Genomic DNA, 17,748 nt, shown 5'->3' with positions numbered 1-17,748 from the left:
GGCGCGTGACCCGATCTAGAGGGTGACGCGGTTGCCCTTCACGTACACCTCGGCCACCGATGACTCACGGATACCCATCAGGAGCGCGAACAAGGTCTGATCCCGCGCGAGCTCGGCGTCCTCCGAGCGGACGGCGTTACGCAGCAGGCCCTCCAGCGCGCCGGCCGGTTGCACGACCACGAAGTCGGCTTCCTTACCCAGATCGAAGTTGCCGAAACGGTCCTCCATATCGAGAGCCCTTGCACCGCCCAATGTTCCGATGAACAGCATTTCGGCAGGGTGCATCGACACCCCGTCATCGCCAGGCTCGGTGATGTGCTGTTTGAACGCGTCGCCCAGAACGCGGGGGATCAACCATTCGTCGCCACCACCGAAATCCGTTCCCGCCGCGATGTTCACGCCGGAGGCGACGGTGCGCTTCCACGGCATCGTGCCCGAGCCCAGGAACAGCTGCGACACCGGGCAGTGCGCGATCGAGGTACCGGTCTGCGCCATCCGCTCCAGTTCGACGTCCTGGCAGTGCACGCAATGCGCCAGGATGGACCGACGACCCAGCAGGCTCTTTCCGCCGACCGCCGATCCCGGCAAGAACTTCCCGTCGTAGGTATCCAGGTACGAATTGACCTGGAAATCCTGCTTTGTCACGGCGACCTCGCCGGTACCGGGACGGTCGTTCTCGTTCAGATGGGTGTGGAAGTAGACACCTTGGTCGCGGAACTCGTCGTAGAGCTCACCGAGATTCTTCAACGTCTCCGTTGTCACCGCCAGCGAGAACCGCGGCACGATCGCGACGTGCAGCAGCGCGGTGCTGACGTCCCCGGTATCAGCACCGTGCCATTTCTCGATCTCGGCCCGGGTCAGCCGAATGGCATCCTCCTCGGAGGTGATCAACGGCTCGGCGCTGTCCGGCCCGCGGGTGTGGATGCCGCGCCCGGAGACGATCCGCAGCCCGGCCTTCAGCGTCGTGCTGAACAGTGCGTCCTGAGCGTGGGGAAACGGGGAGCCGAACACCATCGCGGCCGTGGTACCCGCGGCGATCCGCCGCTTGGTGAATTCCACGGCGGCCTCGGCGGCGAATTCCGGGTCGGCGAACTTGGCCTCGGAAGGGAAGATGCACAGCGTCAGCCATTCCAGAAGCTGACCACCGCCGTAGGAGTCACCGGCATAGGTTTGGGGAAAGTGGACGTGGGCGTCGACGAAGCCGGGCAGCAGATAGCCACCCGGATGGTCATGTGCCGTGGCCGACTCATACTGCTGCGGTAGTTGCGACCGCTCGCCGACGAAGAGGATCCTGCCGTCATCGCCGACGACCAGCGCGCCGTCGGGGATGGATACCAGTGCGTCGGCAGCCTCGGTGATCGTGGGGCTGCCGGCCAGGTGGAAGATGTGGCCGTAGTGGACGTGTGAGGTCATTGTCTGTTCCTTGCTCGCATTTCGCGCTTGTGCCAAAAACTCCACTGCCTCACGGCAGTGTCCAGAAGTGAACGGTGCAGAGGTAGAAGATGAGCGCCCAGACCGCGTTGACGCCCAGGACCAGCAGGATTCCGCGCACGGCATTGCTGCGATTTCGCTGTGCCGCAGCAGGTTTGAGCCACCACGCCAGCAGTGGGTTGACGTAGTACGGCATGGTCAGATAGCTCATCACGAAGCTGGACAACAGGTTTCCGACGAGCATCCCCAGCCACAGCGGCATCCCGAGCGGAGCCGTCAACAACGTCAGGAACACCACCGTCGGGTACAGGCCGAGCCACACCGCGATGGATGTCCGGAAGTCCGACGGGGGCGGCTGGTTCGCACCGCCGAAGGAGAACCAGTTGCCGTACGAGTGATCGATCTTGCGCATGGTGAAATCACCGAACTGTTCGGCATCACCGAGCAGCGCCGCGCGCTCCGGTGACTCCAGCCACGCGTCGAGATAACGGGCCGAGTCGTAGCGGTAGGCGATCGTGTACTCCTGCGACGTGCTGTCGGGCGGCCGGAAAAGCTCCGAACCACGAAAACCCGGAAACCCCTCCTGCGCTTCATCGATTCGCTTACGCCAGCTCAGGAACTCGGCGACCCGTTCCGGGGCCACCTGATGGCTGATCACCACCGTGACGACCGATTCGAGTTGCTGACCGCCGGGCGCAACCACCTGTGCCGTTCCCGGTCCGTCGAACCAACGCTTGCCCTTGTCGATGAGCTCGAGCCGGGTCGCGCTGTTGAGCCAGTCCTGCAGGTGTGTGACGGTGTCGAACCGGCAGACCGCGATCCAGTCCGACTGACCATCGGCCGGTGCGGTCACCTCGGAGCCCGCGAAACCGGGGAAACCTGCGGCGGCGGTGTTGAACTGGTCCTGCCAGCGCCGGTAGTCCTCGTCGTGACCGTCGACGACACGCTGGCGGGTGATCAGGGTCGCCATATCACCGATCGGATTGTCTTTGGCCACAGCACCTTTCTCCATCATCGGCGCCTACAACGGTTGGGTGCTGAGAAGACGGCCCGGGTCGGTCCGATCGCGTAAAGCGCGCAGCCGAGCGAGATTTGCACCGAAGGCAAGTTCGACCTCACGCTCGGTCTCCGAAAAACCCGGACGCAGTTCAACGCTGTAGACGCCGATCGTGTCAGCCGCCAGGGCCGACAGGGTATGGCGTGCCCAGTCGTAACACGCCTCGCCGTCTTCCCGGTTCTGCCAGATGGCATTGAGCGGGACGTTCCATTCGCCGCCGCGACCCCAGAACGCGGTGTCGGAGTCGGGTATGTCGGCCAGCGCACCACCGGTGTGCTGAAAGTCGATGCGGCAGGCGCGGGTGGGTGCCGAGCGGATCGCGTCCTCGAGGGCCGCAGCGACGTCCTCCCCCAGTGTCGGCCCGCAGAACACCGACTTACCGTAGAACCAGCCGCGGTCCGAATCGTCGGCCGGAATGCTGATCGGCTGGGGCTCTTCGCCTCTCGACCCGGGAATCGCAAATTCCGGCAACCCACTCAGATACCGCCCGACGGTCTCATTCCGATACGTCGTCGGTGCGGCAGATGTCACTGCGGTGGTCGCGGCCCGCGCCGTCGCGATGTCGGAGTCACTGCCGCTGCGGCATGCCGTGTAGACGAACAGCACCGGGTCGGACTGGTCCGTACCGTCCGGGACGTAGCCGAGCACTGCGCCCATGGTGGTGTGGCGGGAAAGGCCAGGCGCGGTGGCAAAGTAGGCGGGTAGGGCCGCCAACCCCACCACCGCACGATCAACGAATACCGGTCCCTGGCGGCAAGTCCGCATCACCGCCGAGGTGACCACCCCGAAACAGGGCGCGCAGCCGCGCACCGCCCACCACAGCTCTGCTTCCTCGCCGTGGCTATCGTCGGACAGCCGCACGACCTCGCCGGTGGGCAACACCAGTTCGACCTCGACCAGATGATCGATGGTCAGTCCGACGCTGCGGGTCAGGTAGCCGACCCCGCCGCGGGTCGCCAGCCCGAATCCGGCCAGCGCGGCGATACCGACCGGGATCACGCGATCGGTGTGCGCCAACCCATCCAGCACGGACCCGACGACAGCCCCGCCTCCGACGGCCACCGTCTCACCGTCTGCGCGCGGAAGCACCCATCCCAGATGCACCGAGAGGTCGATCATCACCGCGCCGCCGGCCACGCAGTTGGAGCTCAGCCCACCGCCCCGAACCGTGACCGACCCACCGTGAGCCGCCACGATTTTCATCGTCTCCGCGACGTCGGCGGTATCGAGCGGATGCACGACGCACGAGGGTCGGCGCCGGGCCGCGTCGGGAAAGAACACTCGCCGAAGGGATTCGAGATATCCGGACGCGCCGGGGAGGTGGACACGGCCGGGCAAAACTCGGCAGAGCGCATCGGGCAGGTCGTCGGTCAGCACCCACCCTCCCGCTGTCAGGAAGCCGCGGACAACAGAACCGACGTTGGCCGGCTACACCTTAACCCGCAGGACACCTGTTGGCTCGGGATCAGCGTGATCAGAAGGCTCCGGCGATCGGCGGCGTCGTCGTGATGTTGGGGTCGGTGCTGGTGGTCGTCTCCGTCGTCGTGCTCGGTTCCGGAGGCACCATCTCGACCGCGCTCTCGGTGGACTCCTCGGTCACGGAGCTGGACTCCGTCGTCGTGGTGGTCGTCGTCGTGGTCGTCGTGGTGGTCGACGTGCGTGACGTGGTCGTGGTGGTGGTCGTGGTGCGCACCATCGTGGGGACCGTGTCAGGGGTGTGGTTCTGCGAGCTCTCCGCAGTGCGCAGCACCGCCCACACCAGGATCGCCAGCAACAGCACCGCAGCGACACCCGAGGCATACACCAGGGTGTGCTCGCGGCTGTCGGGTTCCACGGGCAGTGATAGTACGGACAGCGGCCAGTGGGGAAACGCACAATTGCTCGGCCCAGCTGTGCGGGATTGGTAGGTTCGTCGCGTGACGAGCAGTCTGGGCTCAGAGCTGGCCGAACTCATCCCGCTGGCGCTCGTGATCACGCTGTCGCCGCTGTCGATCATCCCGGGCATCCTGATGCTGCACACGCCTGCCCCGCGGCCGACCAGTCTGGCCTTTCTGCTCGGCTGGATCGTCGGTATCGGCGGGTTGACGGCCGGGTTCGTGGGGATCTCCAACGCCCTGGGCGGACTCAACAAACAGCCGACGTGGGCACCGTACGTCCGGATCGTGATCGGCGCCGCGCTCATCGTGTTCGGCCTGTACCGCCGGTTCACCCGTAACCGCTCCGCCCACACGCCGGCCTGGCTGACGTCGATGACCACCATCAAGCCGCCGCGCGCGTTCGTCACCGCCATCGTGCTCGCGGTGGTCAATCCCAAGGTGCTCTTCATGTGCGCGGCAGCCGGTTTGGCCATCGGTTCGGCGGGCCTGGGGGCCACCGGTGCCTGGACCGCCGACGTGGTGTTCACCGCCGTGGCCGCCTCGTCGGTCGCCCTGCCGGTACTGGCCTACCTGGTGGCCGGCGAGCGGCTCGACGAGCCGCTGACCCGGCTGAAGAACTGGATGGAGGAGAAGCACGCCGTCCTGGTGGCGGTCATCCTCGTCGTTATCGGTGTCATGGTGCTGTACAAGGGAATTCACGGCCTGTAGAGCGCGCGCAGCGCTCAGTGGCCGCGCGGCGGGCGGCCGCCGTCTTCTCCGGCGTTACGACCACGCCTAAAATCGCGGCCGTGGGCCTCGAGGACCGTGACGCACTGCGGGTGCTGCAGGCTGCCCTGGACCCGCACGCGGCCGGATCCGGGGAGCTGATTCGTCGGCTCTACACCCGCTGGTTCGCGATCGACCCCGACGTCCGCGACCTGTTCCCGCCCGAACTGGATCACCAGCGCGCCGCGTTCGGCCAGGCCATGCACTGGGTGTTCGGGGAATTCGTGGCCCAGCGGGCACAGGCCCCGGTGAGCTTCCTGGCCCAACTCGGTCGTGACCACCGCAAGTACGGGGTCACCGAGCACCACTACGTCACCATGCGCGACGCCTGGTACAGCACCCTGCGCAGCCACCTGATCGACGACTGGACCACCGCGGTCGACGACGCCGCCACCCAGGCGATCAACCTCATCACCGGCGTCATGGCGGGGGCCGCCGACGCCGAAGACGGTCCGGCCTGGTGGGACGGCACCGTGCTCGAACACCACCGGGTCTCGCGCGACCTGGCGGTCGTGCGCCTGCACCTGGACCGCCCGATGCCGTATCACCCGGGTCAGTACGTCAACGTGCAGATTCCGCAGTGGCCGCGGCGCTGGCGCTACCTCTCCCCCGCCATGCCGGCCGACCCGGACGGCTACATCGAATTCCACGTCCGCTCCGTGCTGGGCGGAATGGTCAGCAATGCGATGGTCTCGGAATGCCGGCCCGGCGACCGGTGGCGGCTATCCAGCCCGCACGGCGCGATGGAAGTCAACCGCGAGGCCGGCGACGTGCTGATGGTGGCCGGCAGCACCGGCTTGGCGCCGCTGCGGGCGATCATCATGGACCTGTGCCGGTACGGCGACAACCCGCGGGTGCACCTGTTCTTCGGCGCCCGCTACCCCTGCGAGTTGTACGACCTGCGCACACTGTGGGAGATCGCCGCCACCAGCCCGTGGCTGTCGGTCTCACCGGTCTCGGAGTACCCCGCCGACCCGCCGTGGGCGGCGGACTACCCCGACGTGCAACCGCCGCGCGGGCTGCACGTCCGCCAGACCGGCCGCCTTCCCGAGGTGGTGACCAAGTACGGCGGCTGGGGTGATCGGCAGATCCTGATCTGCGGTGGTGCCGACATGGTGCGGGCCACCCGCGAGGCCCTGATCGCCAAGGGCGCGCCGCCGGATCAGATCCAGCACGACCCGCTCTCGGGTTGAGACCCGCGGCCACGAGTTTCGTGACTTAGGTCCCTTACGAACCGCTCCCGGTGCGACGAGCATCACATCCGGGGATGGAAGTGAAGGGGCTGGGATGACGACCACGGGTCCGGCTGGGAAAGCCGGTGACCGCGAACTCGACACCGTCGCTTGGCAATTCCTCTGTTCGCCCTTCACCGGGCGGGAGTACTGGGACTACTCGCTGGAGCGCAGGCTGGATGCCTACCTGCGCCACCACGGCCGCCAGGACATTCTCAAGGACGGCGCCGCGTACGCCGTCGTCATCGAGCGGGTGATGGCGAACATCGGCCGCGCACGCCGCGATGGCGTGCTCACACCGCCACAGCGCTGAGGGGAACATGGACGTCATTCACAAAGGGGCGAGTGACTTCACCGTCACCCCGAACCTCGTCGATTACGAACAGACCCGGGCGTCGTTCACCTGGGCGGCGGTCCCCGACCTGTGCGCCGGGATGGGCGAGGGCGGATGCAACATCGCCTACGCTGCCGTCGACCGGCATGCCGCGGGCCCGCACGCCGACCGGACCGCGCTGCGGTTCGTCGCCGATGTCCCGGACCGCACCGACCTGGTCACCCACGACGTCAGCTATGCCGAGCTGGGCCGGCTCACCCGCAGGTTCACCAATGTGCTGCGCGGGCTGCAGGTCGGCAAGGGCGACCGCGTCTTCGTCATCATGGGCCGGGTCCCCGAGCTGTACGTCTCGATGCTGGGGGCACTGCGCAACGGCAGCGTCGTCTCACCGCTGTTCTCGGCGTTCGGCCCGGAACCGATCGCCACCCGGGTCACGATCGGCTCCGCCGACGTCATCGTCACCACCGCGGCGATCTACAAGCGCAAGATCGCCAAGATCCGCGACCAGCTCACGTCGGTCAAACACATCCTGGTCGTCGGTGACGAGGACGTCCCCGGCACCCTGAACTTCCACCGCCTGATGGCCGAGGCACTCGACGAGGCGCCGATCGAGCACACCACCGCCGCCGACCCGTCGTTGCTCCACTTCACCAGCGGCACCACCGGGACACCGAAGGGCGCCCAGCACGTGCACGGCGCGGTCGCGATGCACTACATCACCGGCCGCTACGCGCTGGACCTACATCCCGATGACATCTATTGGTGCACAGCCGATCCCGGCTGGGTCACCGGCACCTCGTACGGGATCATCTCGCCGTTGCTGCACGGGGTCACCTCGATCATCGATGAGGCCGAGTTCGATGCCGAGCGCTGGTACCGCATCCTGCAGGACGAGGCTGTCACCGTCTGGTACACCGCCCCGACCGCCATCCGCATGCTGATCAAGGCGGGCCCGGAATTGCCTGCCCAGTATCGCTTCCCGAAGCTGCGGTTCATCGCCAGCGTCGGGGAGCCGCTCAATGCCGAGGCGGTGTGGTGGGGAAAACGGGTGCTGGGCTTGCCGATTCACGACAACTGGTGGCAGACCGAGACCGGCGGCATCATGATCGCCAACACACCGGCCTTCGACATCAAGCCCGGCTCGATGGGCAGGCCACTGCCTGGGGTGGACGTCTGCGTGGTCGAGCACGACCAGGAGACTGGCACGGTCAGCATCATCGATGCGCCCGACGTGGAGGGCGAACTGGCCCTGCGGGTGGGCTGGCCGTCGATGTTCCGCGGCTACCTGAATCAGGACGAGCGCTATCGCAAGTGTTTTCACGCCGATCCCGGTGGAGAGCTGTACCTGTCCGGTGACCTGGTCAAGCGAGACGCCGACGGCTACCTGTGGTTCGTCGGGCGAGCCGATGACGTCATCAAGGCTTCCGGCCACCTGATCGGGCCGTTCGAGGTGGAGAACGTGCTGACCGATCATCCCGCGGTGGCCGAGGCCGCGGTGATCGGCAAGCCCGACCCCACCTATGGCGAACTCGTGAAGGCGTTCGTCACGTTGAAGTCCGGGTACAGCGGCGATGACGATCTGCGCCGCGATCTGATGGGCCACGCCCGCAAGCGGCTCGGAGCAGCGGTCGCGCCCAAGGAGATCGACTTCGTGGACTCGTTGCCGCACACCAGGTCCGGCAAGATCATGCGCCGGCTGCTCAAGGCCCGCGAACTCGGTCTGCCCGAGGGCGATATCTCCACCGTCGAAAGCCCGGCGGGGGTGAAGGCGTGACCGACCCCGAACTGGCCCGCGCGCTGCTGACCGACATGATCCGGGTGCGGCGTATGGAGGAGAAGTGCGCCGAGATGTATAGCGCCGGCAAGATTCGCGGCTTCCTGCACCTGTATGTCGGTGAAGAAGCCGTGGCTGCAGGCTCGTTGCGGGTGCTGGGCCCGCAGGACGCCGTAATCGCCACGTACCGTGAGCACGCGCACGCCCTGCTCCGCGGAATTCCGATGACCAAGATCATGGCCGAGATGTTCGGCAAGCAGGAGGGCTGCTCGGGTGGGCGCGGCGGTTCGATGCACCTGTTCGACGCCGATCGCCGCTTCTACGGCGGCAACGCCATCGTCGCCGGCGGTCTGCCTACCGCGGCGGGACTGGCCTTCGCTGACGCCTACCTGAACCGAAACCAGTTGACCGCCTGCTACTTCGGTGAGGGCGCGATGGCCGAAGGCGCGTTCCACGAGACCATGAACATGGCGCAGCTGTGGAAGTTGCCGGTGCTGTTCTGCTGTGAGAACAACCGCTACGCCATGGGTACCGCCATCGAGCGGGAGCTCTCCGACGTCGACCTGGTGGTGCTCGCGGAGTCCTACCGGATTCCGTCGGCGAGCACCGACGGGATGGACGTGCTGGCCTGTCACGACGCCATGCAGCAGGCCGTCGAGCACATCCGCACCAACGGCGGGCCGTTCTTCCTGGAGTTCCGCACCTACCGTTTCCGGCCGCATTCGATGTTCGATCCGGAGCTCTACCGGGACAAGGCCGAAGTCGAGACATGGCGCGAACACGACCCCATCCGCACCTTCACCGAGGCGTGCCTGTCCCATGAGCTGCTCACCGAGCAGGACGTCGCGGGCATCGAGGAGGCGGTGGCCGCCGAGGTCGCCGACGCCGTGGCCTACGCCGAAGCCGGAACGCTGGAAAGCGTCGAAACCCTCACCCGCGACGTGATGACCGGGCAGGCGTCATGAAGGCCACCTATCGCAGCGCGGTCCACGATGCCATCGCCGACGCCATGCGCGCCGACGAGCGGGTGGTGCTGCTCGGTGAGGACGTCGGCCGCTACGGCGGCACCTACGCCGTGTCCAAAGGTCTGCTCGAGGAGTTCGGTCCCGACCGCATCCGCGACACCCCGATCTCGGAGCTCGGCTTCGTCGGTATCGGGATCGGCGCCGCGCTCGGCGGGTTGCGGCCCCTCGTCGAGGTGATGACGGTCAACTTCAGCCTGCTGGCACTGGACCAGATCGTGAACACCGCTTCGGCGCTGCGGCACATGTCCAACGGTCAGTTCTCCGTTCCGCTGGTGGTGCGGATGGCCACCGGCGCCGGACGGCAACTGGCCGCGCAGCATTCGCACAGCCTGGAGAACTGGTATGCCCACATCCCGGGCATCACCGTGCTGGCACCGGCGACGGTGGCGGACGCCTACGGCATGCTGCGCACCGCCTTGGACAACCCGGATCCGGTGGTGATCTTCGAGCACGTCGGCCTGTACAACCTCGCAGCCGACGTCGAGGCGCTGGCGCCGACCGATATCGCCCGGGCAGCGGTGCGTCGCAGCGGTTCCGACGTCACGATCATCGCCTACGGAGGATGCCTGCCCAAGGCGCTCGATGCGGCCGAGCAACTCGCGCAGTCCGGAATCGACTGCGAGGTCATCGATCTGCGGGTGCTGCGGCCGCTGGATGACGAGACGATCCTGGACTCGGTGCGCAAGACGCATCGGGTGGTGATCGTCGACGAGGCGTGGCGCACCGGCAGCCTGGCCGGCGAGATCAGCGCCCGGATCGTCGAGGGCGCGTTCTACGAACTGGACGCACCGATCGCCCGGGTGTGCACCGTCGAGGTGCCCATCCCGTATGCCAAACACCTTGAGGAAGCCGCACTGCCTCAGCCGGACAAGATTGTGGCCGCAGTGCGCGGACTGTTTGGGGAAGCCCCTTGATTGATTTCACGATGCCGGCGCTGGGCGCCGATATGGACGAGGGCACCCTCAACGAGTGGCTGGTCAAGCCGGGTGACACAGTCAGCCGCGGCCAGATCGTCGCTGTCGTCGAAACCACCAAGGCAGCAGTCGAAATCGAATGCTGGCACGACGGTGTGATCGGCGAGTTGCTGGTCCCGGTCGGGCAGACGGTGGCCGTCGGCACACCGCTGGCCACGATCCTGGACGCCGGCGAGACTCCGCAGCCGCGCGCCGCCGAGCCCACCGCCGTTAGCACGGAAACGCCTGCCGCGACGCCGTCCGCACCCGTTACCGCGCACGAGGCGCCCGTCGGGCACCGACTGTGGGTATCGCCGGTGGCCCGGCGCACCGCCGCGTCCCTCGGGGTGGACCTGAAGACGCTGACCGGGACCGGCCCGCAGGGCGCGATCACTCTGCACGATGTCGAACACGCCGCAGCCACGGCACATCACGAAAAGCCCAAGCCGGTACCGAAACCCGTCGAGTCGGCCGAGCCCAAGTCGGCGGCCCAGAAGGCCCGGGAACGCGGTGCGGCCATGCGGGCCTCCATCGCAGCGGCCATGAGCCGCTCCAAACGCGAGATCCCGCACTACTACCTGTCCCACGAGATCATCCTCGACACCGCGCTGGCCTGGCTCACCGAGCAGAACGCCGGGGTACCGATCACCGAGCGGATGCTGGCTGCCGTCCTGCAACTGAAGGCCGTGGCGCTGGCCGCCCAGCGGTACGGCGAGTTCAACGGGTTCTGGCATGACGACGGATTCGAGGCATCGTCGCAAGTCCATGTGGGCGTGGCGATCTCGCTGCGCGGCGGCGGACTGGTCGCCCCCGCGATCCACGACGTCAACGAGAAGAAGCTCGACGAACTGATGCGCGATCTGACCGACCTGGTGGCCCGCGCCCGAGCCGGTTCGCTGCGCAGCTCGGAGATGTCGGATCCGACGATCACCCTGACCAACCTCGGCGACAAGGGGGTGGACTCTGTCTTCGGGGTCATCTATCCCCCGCAGGTGGCGATCGTCGGGTTCGGTAAACCCGCCCAGCGGGTGGTGGTGGTCGACGGTGGTATCCGGGTGGCCACCACGGTGCAGGCCAGCCTGGCCGCCGACCACCGGGCCAGCGACGGCGCGCGTGGCGCCCTATTCCTCGCCGAGATCGATCGGCTGCTGCAACAGCCCGAAGAGTTGTAAGGAGCTCATGATGAGTACCGCCGACATTCGCGATCAAGTGGTCGCCGAACTGCTCGCCATCGCCCCCGAGGTCGAGGAGGGCGACCTGTCCGACAGCGAACTGCTGCGCGACCAGGTGGACCTGGATTCGATGGACTGGTTGAACTTCCTGGTGCGCCTGCATGAGCGCTTCGAGGTCGACATCCCGGAGTCGGAGTACAAGTCGCTGCGCACCATCGACGACCTGACGAGCTACATCGGCTCCCATCGCTAGACTTCGACGATGGCCCAGCTGCCGTCCGTCATCCTGAGCGATCCCGCCTCCGCACTCACCGCCACCTTCGTGCCGTCGGCGGGCATGATCTGCACGTCGCTGTCCGACGGTGGTGTCGAGCTGCTCGGGCAGCGCCGCGGCCTACAGGCCTATCTGGACAACGGCAAGACGATGGGCATTCCCATCCTCTATCCCTGGGCAAACCGGTTGAGCGCCAATACCTATGACATCGACGGCGGCGCGGTGACGCTGACCCCCGGGGTTGGCGGGGTACGCGCCGACGAGAACGGTCTGCCCATCCACGGTGTGCTCTCGGCCTATCCGGGGTGGCTCGTCACCGAACAGACCGGCAACCGATTGACCGCCGATCTCGACTTCGGCGGGCAGCCGAGGCTGCTGGCCAGTTTCCCGTTCCCGCACATCGCCACCCTGGACGTCACACTGGCCGACCGGGCGCTGACGGTGCGTACGGCGGTCACACCGACGACGGCGGCGTCGGTGCCGCTGTGCTTCGGGTTTCACCCGTACTTCAGGATTCCGGACGTGCCGCGCGCGCAGTGGACGCTGCAGACACCGCCGCTACGCCACCTGCCGGTGGACGGCACCGGAATCCCGACCGGGGCGGCCCAGCAGTGGGGCCCGTTCTCGGAACCGTTGGGCGACAAAACCTTCGATGACGGCTTCGACGGTGTCGAGCCCGGTGCGGTGTTCGCCTTGTCGGGCGGGGACCACCGCATCGAGATCGTGTTCGAGCAGGGCTACCCAGCGGCGCAGATTTTCGCGCCGGGTGGTGAGGACGTGGTGGCCATCGAGCCGATGGCCGCCCCCACCAATGCGCTGCGGGTCGGCGGCTATCGCTCCGCGGTGCCGGGCCGGCCGGCGATCTCAGCCTTCACCATCCGCGTCACCTGACAGCACAACGAGATTGAACCCACGCCGGGTGTTACTCGAACATCTTCGGCATGAGTTCAATCTCGGCGCGGGTAGGGGTCGGCGGACTAGCGCCGGGGCTTCCAGACCACCAGCGCGGTGCTCTTGGGCACCACCGCCAGATCGCGCCGCTGATTGGCGCGCAACGAGTCGAGCTCCTTGGCCATCTCCTGCAGACGGGACTGCAGGGCCTCGACCTGATTGGTCAGCTCGATGATCCGCTTGATGCCGGCGAGGTTCACGCCCTCGTCCTGGGAGAGCCGCTGCACCTCGCGCAGCAGCTCCACGTCACGTTCCGAATACCGGCGCCCGCCACCGGAACTGCGCTGCGGGCTGACCAGGCCGAGCCGGTCGTAGGTGCGCAGTGTCTGCGCATGCATACCGGCCAGCTCGGCGGCCACCGAGATCAGGAACGTGCGCGACTCTCGTGATTCGCCGGCTGCGCTCATGCCCGGTTACCTGCCCATCCAGCGCGCGGGTCGAACCCGCTGGCCTTCTCCGCAGCCGCGTAGGCCTCGAGCGCTTCCAGCGCCGGGCCTTCCACGTTCGGTGGCACCGCGACCTTGACGGTGACCAGCAGGTCGCCGTGTCCGCCGCTGCGCTTGGGCACACCACGGCCGCGCACCCGCAGGATGCGTCCGTCGGCGGTGCCCTTCGGCACCCGCACCCCGACCTTGCCCTCCAGCGTGGGAACGGAAAGCGTTGTGCCCAGGGCCAGTTCAGTGAAACTCACCGGAACGGTCACGGTCAGGTCGTCGCCGTCGCGGCCGAAGACCTTGTCGGGACGGACGTGCACGGTGACATACAGGTCACCCGAGGGTGCCCCGCGCAACCCGGCCTCACCCTGACCGGCCAGCCGGATACGCTGACCGTCCTCCACACCCGGAGGGATCCGCACGTTGATGGTGCGGGTCCGGGTCGCGACGCCGGTCCCCCGGCACTCGTCACAGGGGTGCTCGATGATCGAACCGCTTCCGCGGCAGTCGGTGCACGGTTCGGAGAACCCGAACGCGCCCTGGTTGCGGTTGATCATCCCGGAGCCGTTGCAGGTGGCGCAGACCTTCGGGCTGGTGCCCGGCCGTGCGCCACTGCCATGGCAGTTGGTGCACGGAGCCGGGCTGGTCAGCCGCAGCGGCATGGCGACACCCTTGGTCGCCTCCAGGAAGTCGAGATCGGTTTCGGTCTCGAGATCCTTTCCGCGACGGGGCCGGCTCGGCCGGGGCTGGGCGCCCCGTCCGAACAGTCCGCCGAACAGGTCACCGATGTTGGCCCCACCGTCCTGCCCGGCCTGGCCGAACAGGTCGTTGAGGTTGAACTCTCCGCCGTCACCGCTGAAGCCACCGAAGCCGCCGCCGGCACCGCCCCCACCGCCGCCGTTGAAGCGACGGCCGAAGCCGCCCCCGCCGGCCGCCGGCACCGCCCCCACCGCCGCCGTTGAAGCGACGGCCGAAGCCGCCCCCGCCGGCGAACAGCCGGCGGGTCTCGTCGTACTCCTTGCGCTTGGCCGGGTCGGTCAGCACATCGCGGGCTTCTCCGACCTCCTTGTAGCGCTCTTCGGCCTGCGGGTTGTCCGGGTTGCGGTCGGGATGATTCTCGGCGAGCAGCTTCTTGGCGACCCGCTTGATCTCCGCGTCGTCGGCATCAGAGGAGACGCCGAGCACCTTGTAGAAGTCCTTTTCAACCCATTCGCGTTGAACCATGCAGCGTCACCTCCTTACCTGGTCTCGTTGTTACTGATCTGATTCTGCGTTCTGGGCGCCCGACTCCGCCGCGTTCGCGGGCGTGTCGGCGTGCCCGGCCTCGTCGTCGACCGTGTCGACGACCCCGACCAGCGCGTGCCGCAGCACCTGGTCGCCGAGCTTGTAGCCCTGTCGCATCACGGTGCCGATCACCGGCTTGGAGCCCTCACCCTCGTGCTGCACGGCTTCGTGCAGGGACGGGTCGAACTCGTCGCCTTCGGCGCCGAACGCACTGAGTCCCAGCCCGGTCAGGGCGGACACCAGCTTGTCGGCGACCGACTTGAGCGGGCCGCCCTCCAGATCACCGTGGCTGCGGGCGCGATCGAGGTCGTCGAGCACGGTGAGCAACTGGCTCACCACGACGGCCTTGGCCCGTTCGCCGGCCACCTGCTGGTCGCGCAGGGCGCGCTTGCGGTAGTTGGCGAAGTCGGCCTGCACACGCTGCAGGTCGGCGGTCAGTTCGGCGATCTTGTCAGCGTCGCCCGAAGCCGGTGCGGAGCCGCCCTCCGGCGCCGGCCCACCAGGGGCCGGGCCGGAGGCGGCGCCTTCGCGCACCTGGCCGGTGTTCGGGTCGATGCGACGCTTGTCGGTGACGGTCACCGGTTCGTCTGCATGCCCGTCGGTCACTTGTTCTCCTGATCGTCCTCGACAACCTCGGCGTCCACCACGTCGTCGGCACTGGAGCCAGCCTGGGCTCCGCCGCCCGCGGCCTGCTCGGCCTGGGTGGCCTCGTAGATCGCCTGGCCGAGAGCCTGGCTCTCGACGCCCAGCTTCTCCATGGCCGACTTGATGGCACCGATGTCGCTGCCTTCGAGCGCGGTCTTGGCCTCGGCGATGGCGCCGTCGACCTTGGTCAGCGTCTCCTCGGGAACCTTGGAGCCGCCCTCGGCCTCACGTTGCTCGGAGACGAACTTCTCCGTCTGGTAGACCAGCGACTCGGCCTGGTTGCGGACGTCGGCCTCTTCGCGACGCTTGCGGTCCTCCTCGGCGTGCGCCTCGGCGTCCTTGATCATCCGGTCGATCTCTTCCTTGGACAGGCCTGAGCCTTCCTGGATCTTGATCGTGTTCTCCTTGCCGGTGCCCTTGTCCTTGGCCGTGACGTGCACGATGCCGTTGGCGTCGATGTCGAAGGTGACCTCGATCTGGGGCACGCCACGCGGAGCCGGCGGGATACCGGTCAGCTCGAAGCTGCCGAGCAGCTTGTTGTGTGCGGCGATCTCGCGCTCACCCTGATAGACCTGGATCTGCACCGACGGCTGGTTGTCGTCGGCGGTGGTGAAGGTCTCCGACCGCTTGGTCGGGATGGTGGTGTTGCGCTCGATGAGCTTGGTCATCACGCCGCCCTTGGTCTCGATACCCAGCGACAGCGGGGTCACATCGAGCAGCAGGACGTCCTTGACCTCACCCTTGAGCACACCGGCCTGCAGGGCGGCGCCGACCGCGACGACCTCGTCGGGGTTGACGCCCTTGTTGGGCTCCTTGCCACCGGTCAGTTCCTTGACCAGATCGGTCACCGCGGGCATGCGGGTGGAACCACCCACCAGCACCACGTGATCGATGTCGGCCACCGAGATGCCGGCGTCCTTGATCACCTGCTGGAACGGCTGCCGCGTGCGGTCGAGCAGATCCTGGGTGATCTTCTGGAATTCCGAGCGGGTCAGCTGCTCGTCGAGGAACAGCGGGTTCTTGTCGGCGTCGACGGTGATGTAGGGCAGGTTGATCGAGGTGCTCTGCGAGCTCGAGAGTTCGATCTTGGCCTTCTCGGCGGCTTCCCGAAGCCGCTGCATGGCCATCTTGTCCTTGGTCAGGTCGATGCCGCTGGTGGCCTTGAACTTGTCGACGAGCCAGGTCACGACCCGGTCGTCCCAGTCGTCGCCACCGAGGTGGTTGTCACCGGAGGTCGCGCGGACCTCGACGACACCGTCACCGATCTCCAGCAGCGAGACGTCGAACGTGCCGCCACCGAGGTCGAAGACCAGGATGGTCTGTTCCTTGCTGCCCTTGTCCAGGCCGTAGGCCAGGGCCGCGGCAGTCGGTTCGTTGACGATGCGCAGCACGTTGAGGCCGGCGATCTGGCCGGCTTCCTTGGTGGCCTGACGCTGGGCGTCATTGAAGTAGGCGGGCACGGTGATGACCGCGTCGGTGATGTCCTCACCGAGGTAGCTTTCCGCGTCGCGCTTGAGCTTCATCAGCACACGGGCGCTGATCTCCTGCGCGGTGTAGTCCTTGCCGTCGATCTCGACGGACCAGTCGGTGCCCATATGCCGCTTGACCGAACGGATGGTCCGGTCGACGTTGGTCACTGCCTGGTTCTTGGCGGGCTGGCCAACCAGCACCTCGCCGTTGCGTGCAAAGGCAACCACCGACGGCGTGGTGCGGGACCCTTCGGAGTTGGCGACGACGACCGGGTCGCCACCCTCCAGTACCGCGACGACGGAGTTGGTGGTCCCGAGGTCGATGCCGACCGCACGAGCCATGATGTATTCCTCCTGAATAGTTACGTCTTAGGTCTGAGCGGACCAGACTCAAGACTGCTCCTGTCGGAGCCTGGCTGTCAAGCCTTAGTTGAGTCGAGTCCACTCAAGTTGTCGAAGTGGTCAACGGCGGCTGTCGCGGATTTGTTCCCGGTTCGGTCGGCTGCACCCTCTCGGGACAGCCCCTAGGTTGAGGCGCATGACCTCACCGACGATCGACCTGATCACCGCACAGCGGCTGGTGGCCGCCGCCCACACCGAGGCACAACGCCGGTCGATCAGGATTTCCGCGGCGGTGGTGGACGCGGGCGGCAATCTGGTCGCGTTCGGCCGGATGGACGGTGCCGAGATCGCCGGGCCGGTGCTCGCCGTCGACAAGGCCTACACCGCCGTCGCCAACAGCATCGCCACCGCGGAACTCGCGGTACTCGCCGCGCCGGGCGGGGAACTGTTCGGGCTGCAGGCCAATGGCGGCGGCCGATTCGTCATCTTTGGCGGCGGCATCCCGCTCCACTCCGGAGGCGACATCGTTGGCGCGGTCGGCGTCAGCGGCGCCAGCACCGACGACGACGTTGCCTGCGCCCAGGCCGCAGTGAGTTCCTGGGAGGCCGGGGCCTGACTACCGGCCGCTGATCGCGTCACGCCGCCGGCCCAGGAACCGGGCCAGCCACATCTGCGCGACCGCGAACAACGCCAGGAACACACCGACGATCCCGAACGCCCGAAAACGCG

17 protein-coding genes and 1 pseudogene are annotated in these 17,748 nt (G+C 67.2%); 10 read left to right on the top strand and 8 right to left on the bottom strand.

Annotated features, from left to right (window positions below; all coding sequences use genetic code 11):
* Window positions 1–15: 15 nt before the first annotated feature.
* From BN3385_RS04960 to BN3385_RS28525, 4 genes are all read right to left on the bottom strand, one after another.
* Window positions 16–1,413, bottom strand: a complete 1,398-nt coding sequence (locus BN3385_RS04960) for an amidohydrolase family protein (protein ID WP_059015501.1) — start codon at window positions 1,411–1,413, stop codon at window positions 16–18.
* A 49-nt stretch (window positions 1,414–1,462) separates the two neighbouring features.
* Entirely contained in the window at window positions 1,463–2,443 is a 981-nt protein-coding gene (locus BN3385_RS04955; protein ID WP_082690378.1) for an antibiotic biosynthesis monooxygenase, read from the bottom strand.
* Window positions 2,444–2,452: 9 nt separating this feature from the next.
* Window positions 2,453–3,727, bottom strand: a complete 1,275-nt coding sequence (locus tag BN3385_RS04950; protein ID WP_231748631.1) for an FAD-binding oxidoreductase — start codon at window positions 3,725–3,727, stop codon at window positions 2,453–2,455.
* A gap of 235 nt (window positions 3,728–3,962) precedes the next feature.
* Complete coding sequence (locus BN3385_RS28525; protein ID WP_059015498.1) at window positions 3,963–4,322, bottom strand: hypothetical protein; 360 nt, start codon at window positions 4,320–4,322, stop codon at window positions 3,963–3,965.
* An 82-nt stretch (window positions 4,323–4,404) separates the two neighbouring features.
* Here BN3385_RS28525 and BN3385_RS04940 point away from each other — a divergent pair, with 82 nt between their 5' ends.
* The 9 genes from BN3385_RS04940 to BN3385_RS04900 all read left to right on the top strand — a co-directional run bounded on the left by BN3385_RS04940 (window position 4,405) and on the right by BN3385_RS04900 (window position 12,785).
* A complete protein-coding gene (locus BN3385_RS04940) occupies window positions 4,405–5,073 on the top strand; it encodes a GAP family protein (protein ID WP_059015497.1) in 669 nt (222 codons plus the stop codon).
* Window positions 5,074–5,153: 80 nt separating this feature from the next.
* Window positions 5,154–6,323 carry an FAD-binding oxidoreductase gene (locus tag BN3385_RS04935; protein ID WP_059015496.1) on the top strand — a complete coding sequence of 390 codons (1,170 nt, stop codon included), beginning with the start codon at window positions 5,154–5,156 and terminating at the stop codon, window positions 6,321–6,323.
* A 94-nt stretch (window positions 6,324–6,417) separates the two neighbouring features.
* Complete coding sequence (locus BN3385_RS04930; protein WP_059015495.1) at window positions 6,418–6,675, top strand: hypothetical protein; 258 nt, start codon at window positions 6,418–6,420, stop codon at window positions 6,673–6,675.
* A gap of 7 nt (window positions 6,676–6,682) precedes the next feature.
* The gene (gene acsA / locus BN3385_RS04925; RefSeq protein ID WP_059015494.1) at window positions 6,683–8,470 is read left to right on the top strand and encodes an acetate--CoA ligase; all 1,788 of its coding nucleotides are present in this window, start codon (window positions 6,683–6,685) and stop codon (window positions 8,468–8,470) included.
* On the top strand, window positions 8,467–9,435 hold the full coding sequence (gene pdhA, locus BN3385_RS04920) for a pyruvate dehydrogenase (acetyl-transferring) E1 component subunit alpha (protein ID WP_059015493.1): 969 nt from the start codon (window positions 8,467–8,469) through the stop codon (window positions 9,433–9,435). Before acsA ends, pdhA begins: the two co-directional genes overlap by 4 nt.
* Window positions 9,432–10,409, top strand: coding sequence for an alpha-ketoacid dehydrogenase subunit beta (locus tag BN3385_RS04915; protein WP_059015492.1), 978 nt, complete (start codon window positions 9,432–9,434; stop codon window positions 10,407–10,409). Before pdhA ends, BN3385_RS04915 begins: the two co-directional genes overlap by 4 nt.
* Window positions 10,406–11,620 carry a dihydrolipoamide acetyltransferase family protein gene (locus tag BN3385_RS04910; protein WP_059015491.1) on the top strand — a complete coding sequence of 405 codons (1,215 nt, stop codon included), beginning with the start codon at window positions 10,406–10,408 and terminating at the stop codon, window positions 11,618–11,620. Before BN3385_RS04915 ends, BN3385_RS04910 begins: the two co-directional genes overlap by 4 nt.
* Window positions 11,621–11,630: 10 nt before the next feature.
* A complete protein-coding gene (locus BN3385_RS04905; RefSeq protein ID WP_082690377.1) occupies window positions 11,631–11,873 on the top strand; it encodes an acyl carrier protein in 243 nt (80 codons plus the stop codon).
* Between the two features lie 9 nt (window positions 11,874–11,882).
* The gene (locus BN3385_RS04900; RefSeq protein WP_059015489.1) at window positions 11,883–12,785 is read left to right on the top strand and encodes an aldose 1-epimerase; all 903 of its coding nucleotides are present in this window, start codon (window positions 11,883–11,885) and stop codon (window positions 12,783–12,785) included.
* Window positions 12,786–12,871: 86 nt separating this feature from the next.
* On the opposite strand, the gene BN3385_RS04895 is transcribed toward BN3385_RS04900, so the two are convergent.
* From BN3385_RS04895 to dnaK, 4 genes and pseudogenes are all read right to left on the bottom strand, one after another.
* Window positions 12,872–13,252 carry a heat shock protein transcriptional repressor HspR gene (locus BN3385_RS04895; RefSeq protein WP_059015488.1) on the bottom strand — a complete coding sequence of 127 codons (381 nt, stop codon included), beginning with the start codon at window positions 13,250–13,252 and terminating at the stop codon, window positions 12,872–12,874.
* Window positions 13,249–14,503: pseudogene (gene dnaJ / locus BN3385_RS04890) on the bottom strand (molecular chaperone DnaJ). The gene BN3385_RS04895 and the pseudogene dnaJ overlap by 4 nt, the downstream one beginning before the upstream one ends.
* 30 nt (window positions 14,504–14,533) lie before the next feature.
* On the bottom strand, window positions 14,534–15,169 hold the full coding sequence (gene grpE, locus BN3385_RS04885; protein WP_082690287.1) for a nucleotide exchange factor GrpE: 636 nt from the start codon (window positions 15,167–15,169) through the stop codon (window positions 14,534–14,536).
* Window positions 15,166–17,019 (bottom strand): molecular chaperone DnaK, encoded by a 1,854-nt coding sequence (gene dnaK / locus BN3385_RS04880; RefSeq protein ID WP_059015487.1) that lies wholly within the window; start codon window positions 17,017–17,019, stop codon window positions 15,166–15,168. Before dnaK ends, grpE begins: the two co-directional genes overlap by 4 nt.
* A gap of 196 nt (window positions 17,020–17,215) precedes the next feature.
* Here dnaK and BN3385_RS04875 point away from each other — a divergent pair, with 196 nt between their 5' ends.
* The gene (locus BN3385_RS04875; RefSeq protein WP_059015486.1) at window positions 17,216–17,635 is read left to right on the top strand and encodes a GlcG/HbpS family heme-binding protein; all 420 of its coding nucleotides are present in this window, start codon (window positions 17,216–17,218) and stop codon (window positions 17,633–17,635) included.
* Window positions 17,636–17,748 lie beyond the last annotated feature (113 nt).

It is taken from the genome of Mycobacterium sp. M26 (assembly GCF_001494595.1).
In the GTDB taxonomy this organism is placed as follows: domain Bacteria; phylum Actinomycetota; class Actinomycetes; order Mycobacteriales; family Mycobacteriaceae; genus Mycobacterium.
Note: the sequence above shows the minus strand (reverse complement) of the source record. Positions and strands in the feature narration are given on the sequence as shown.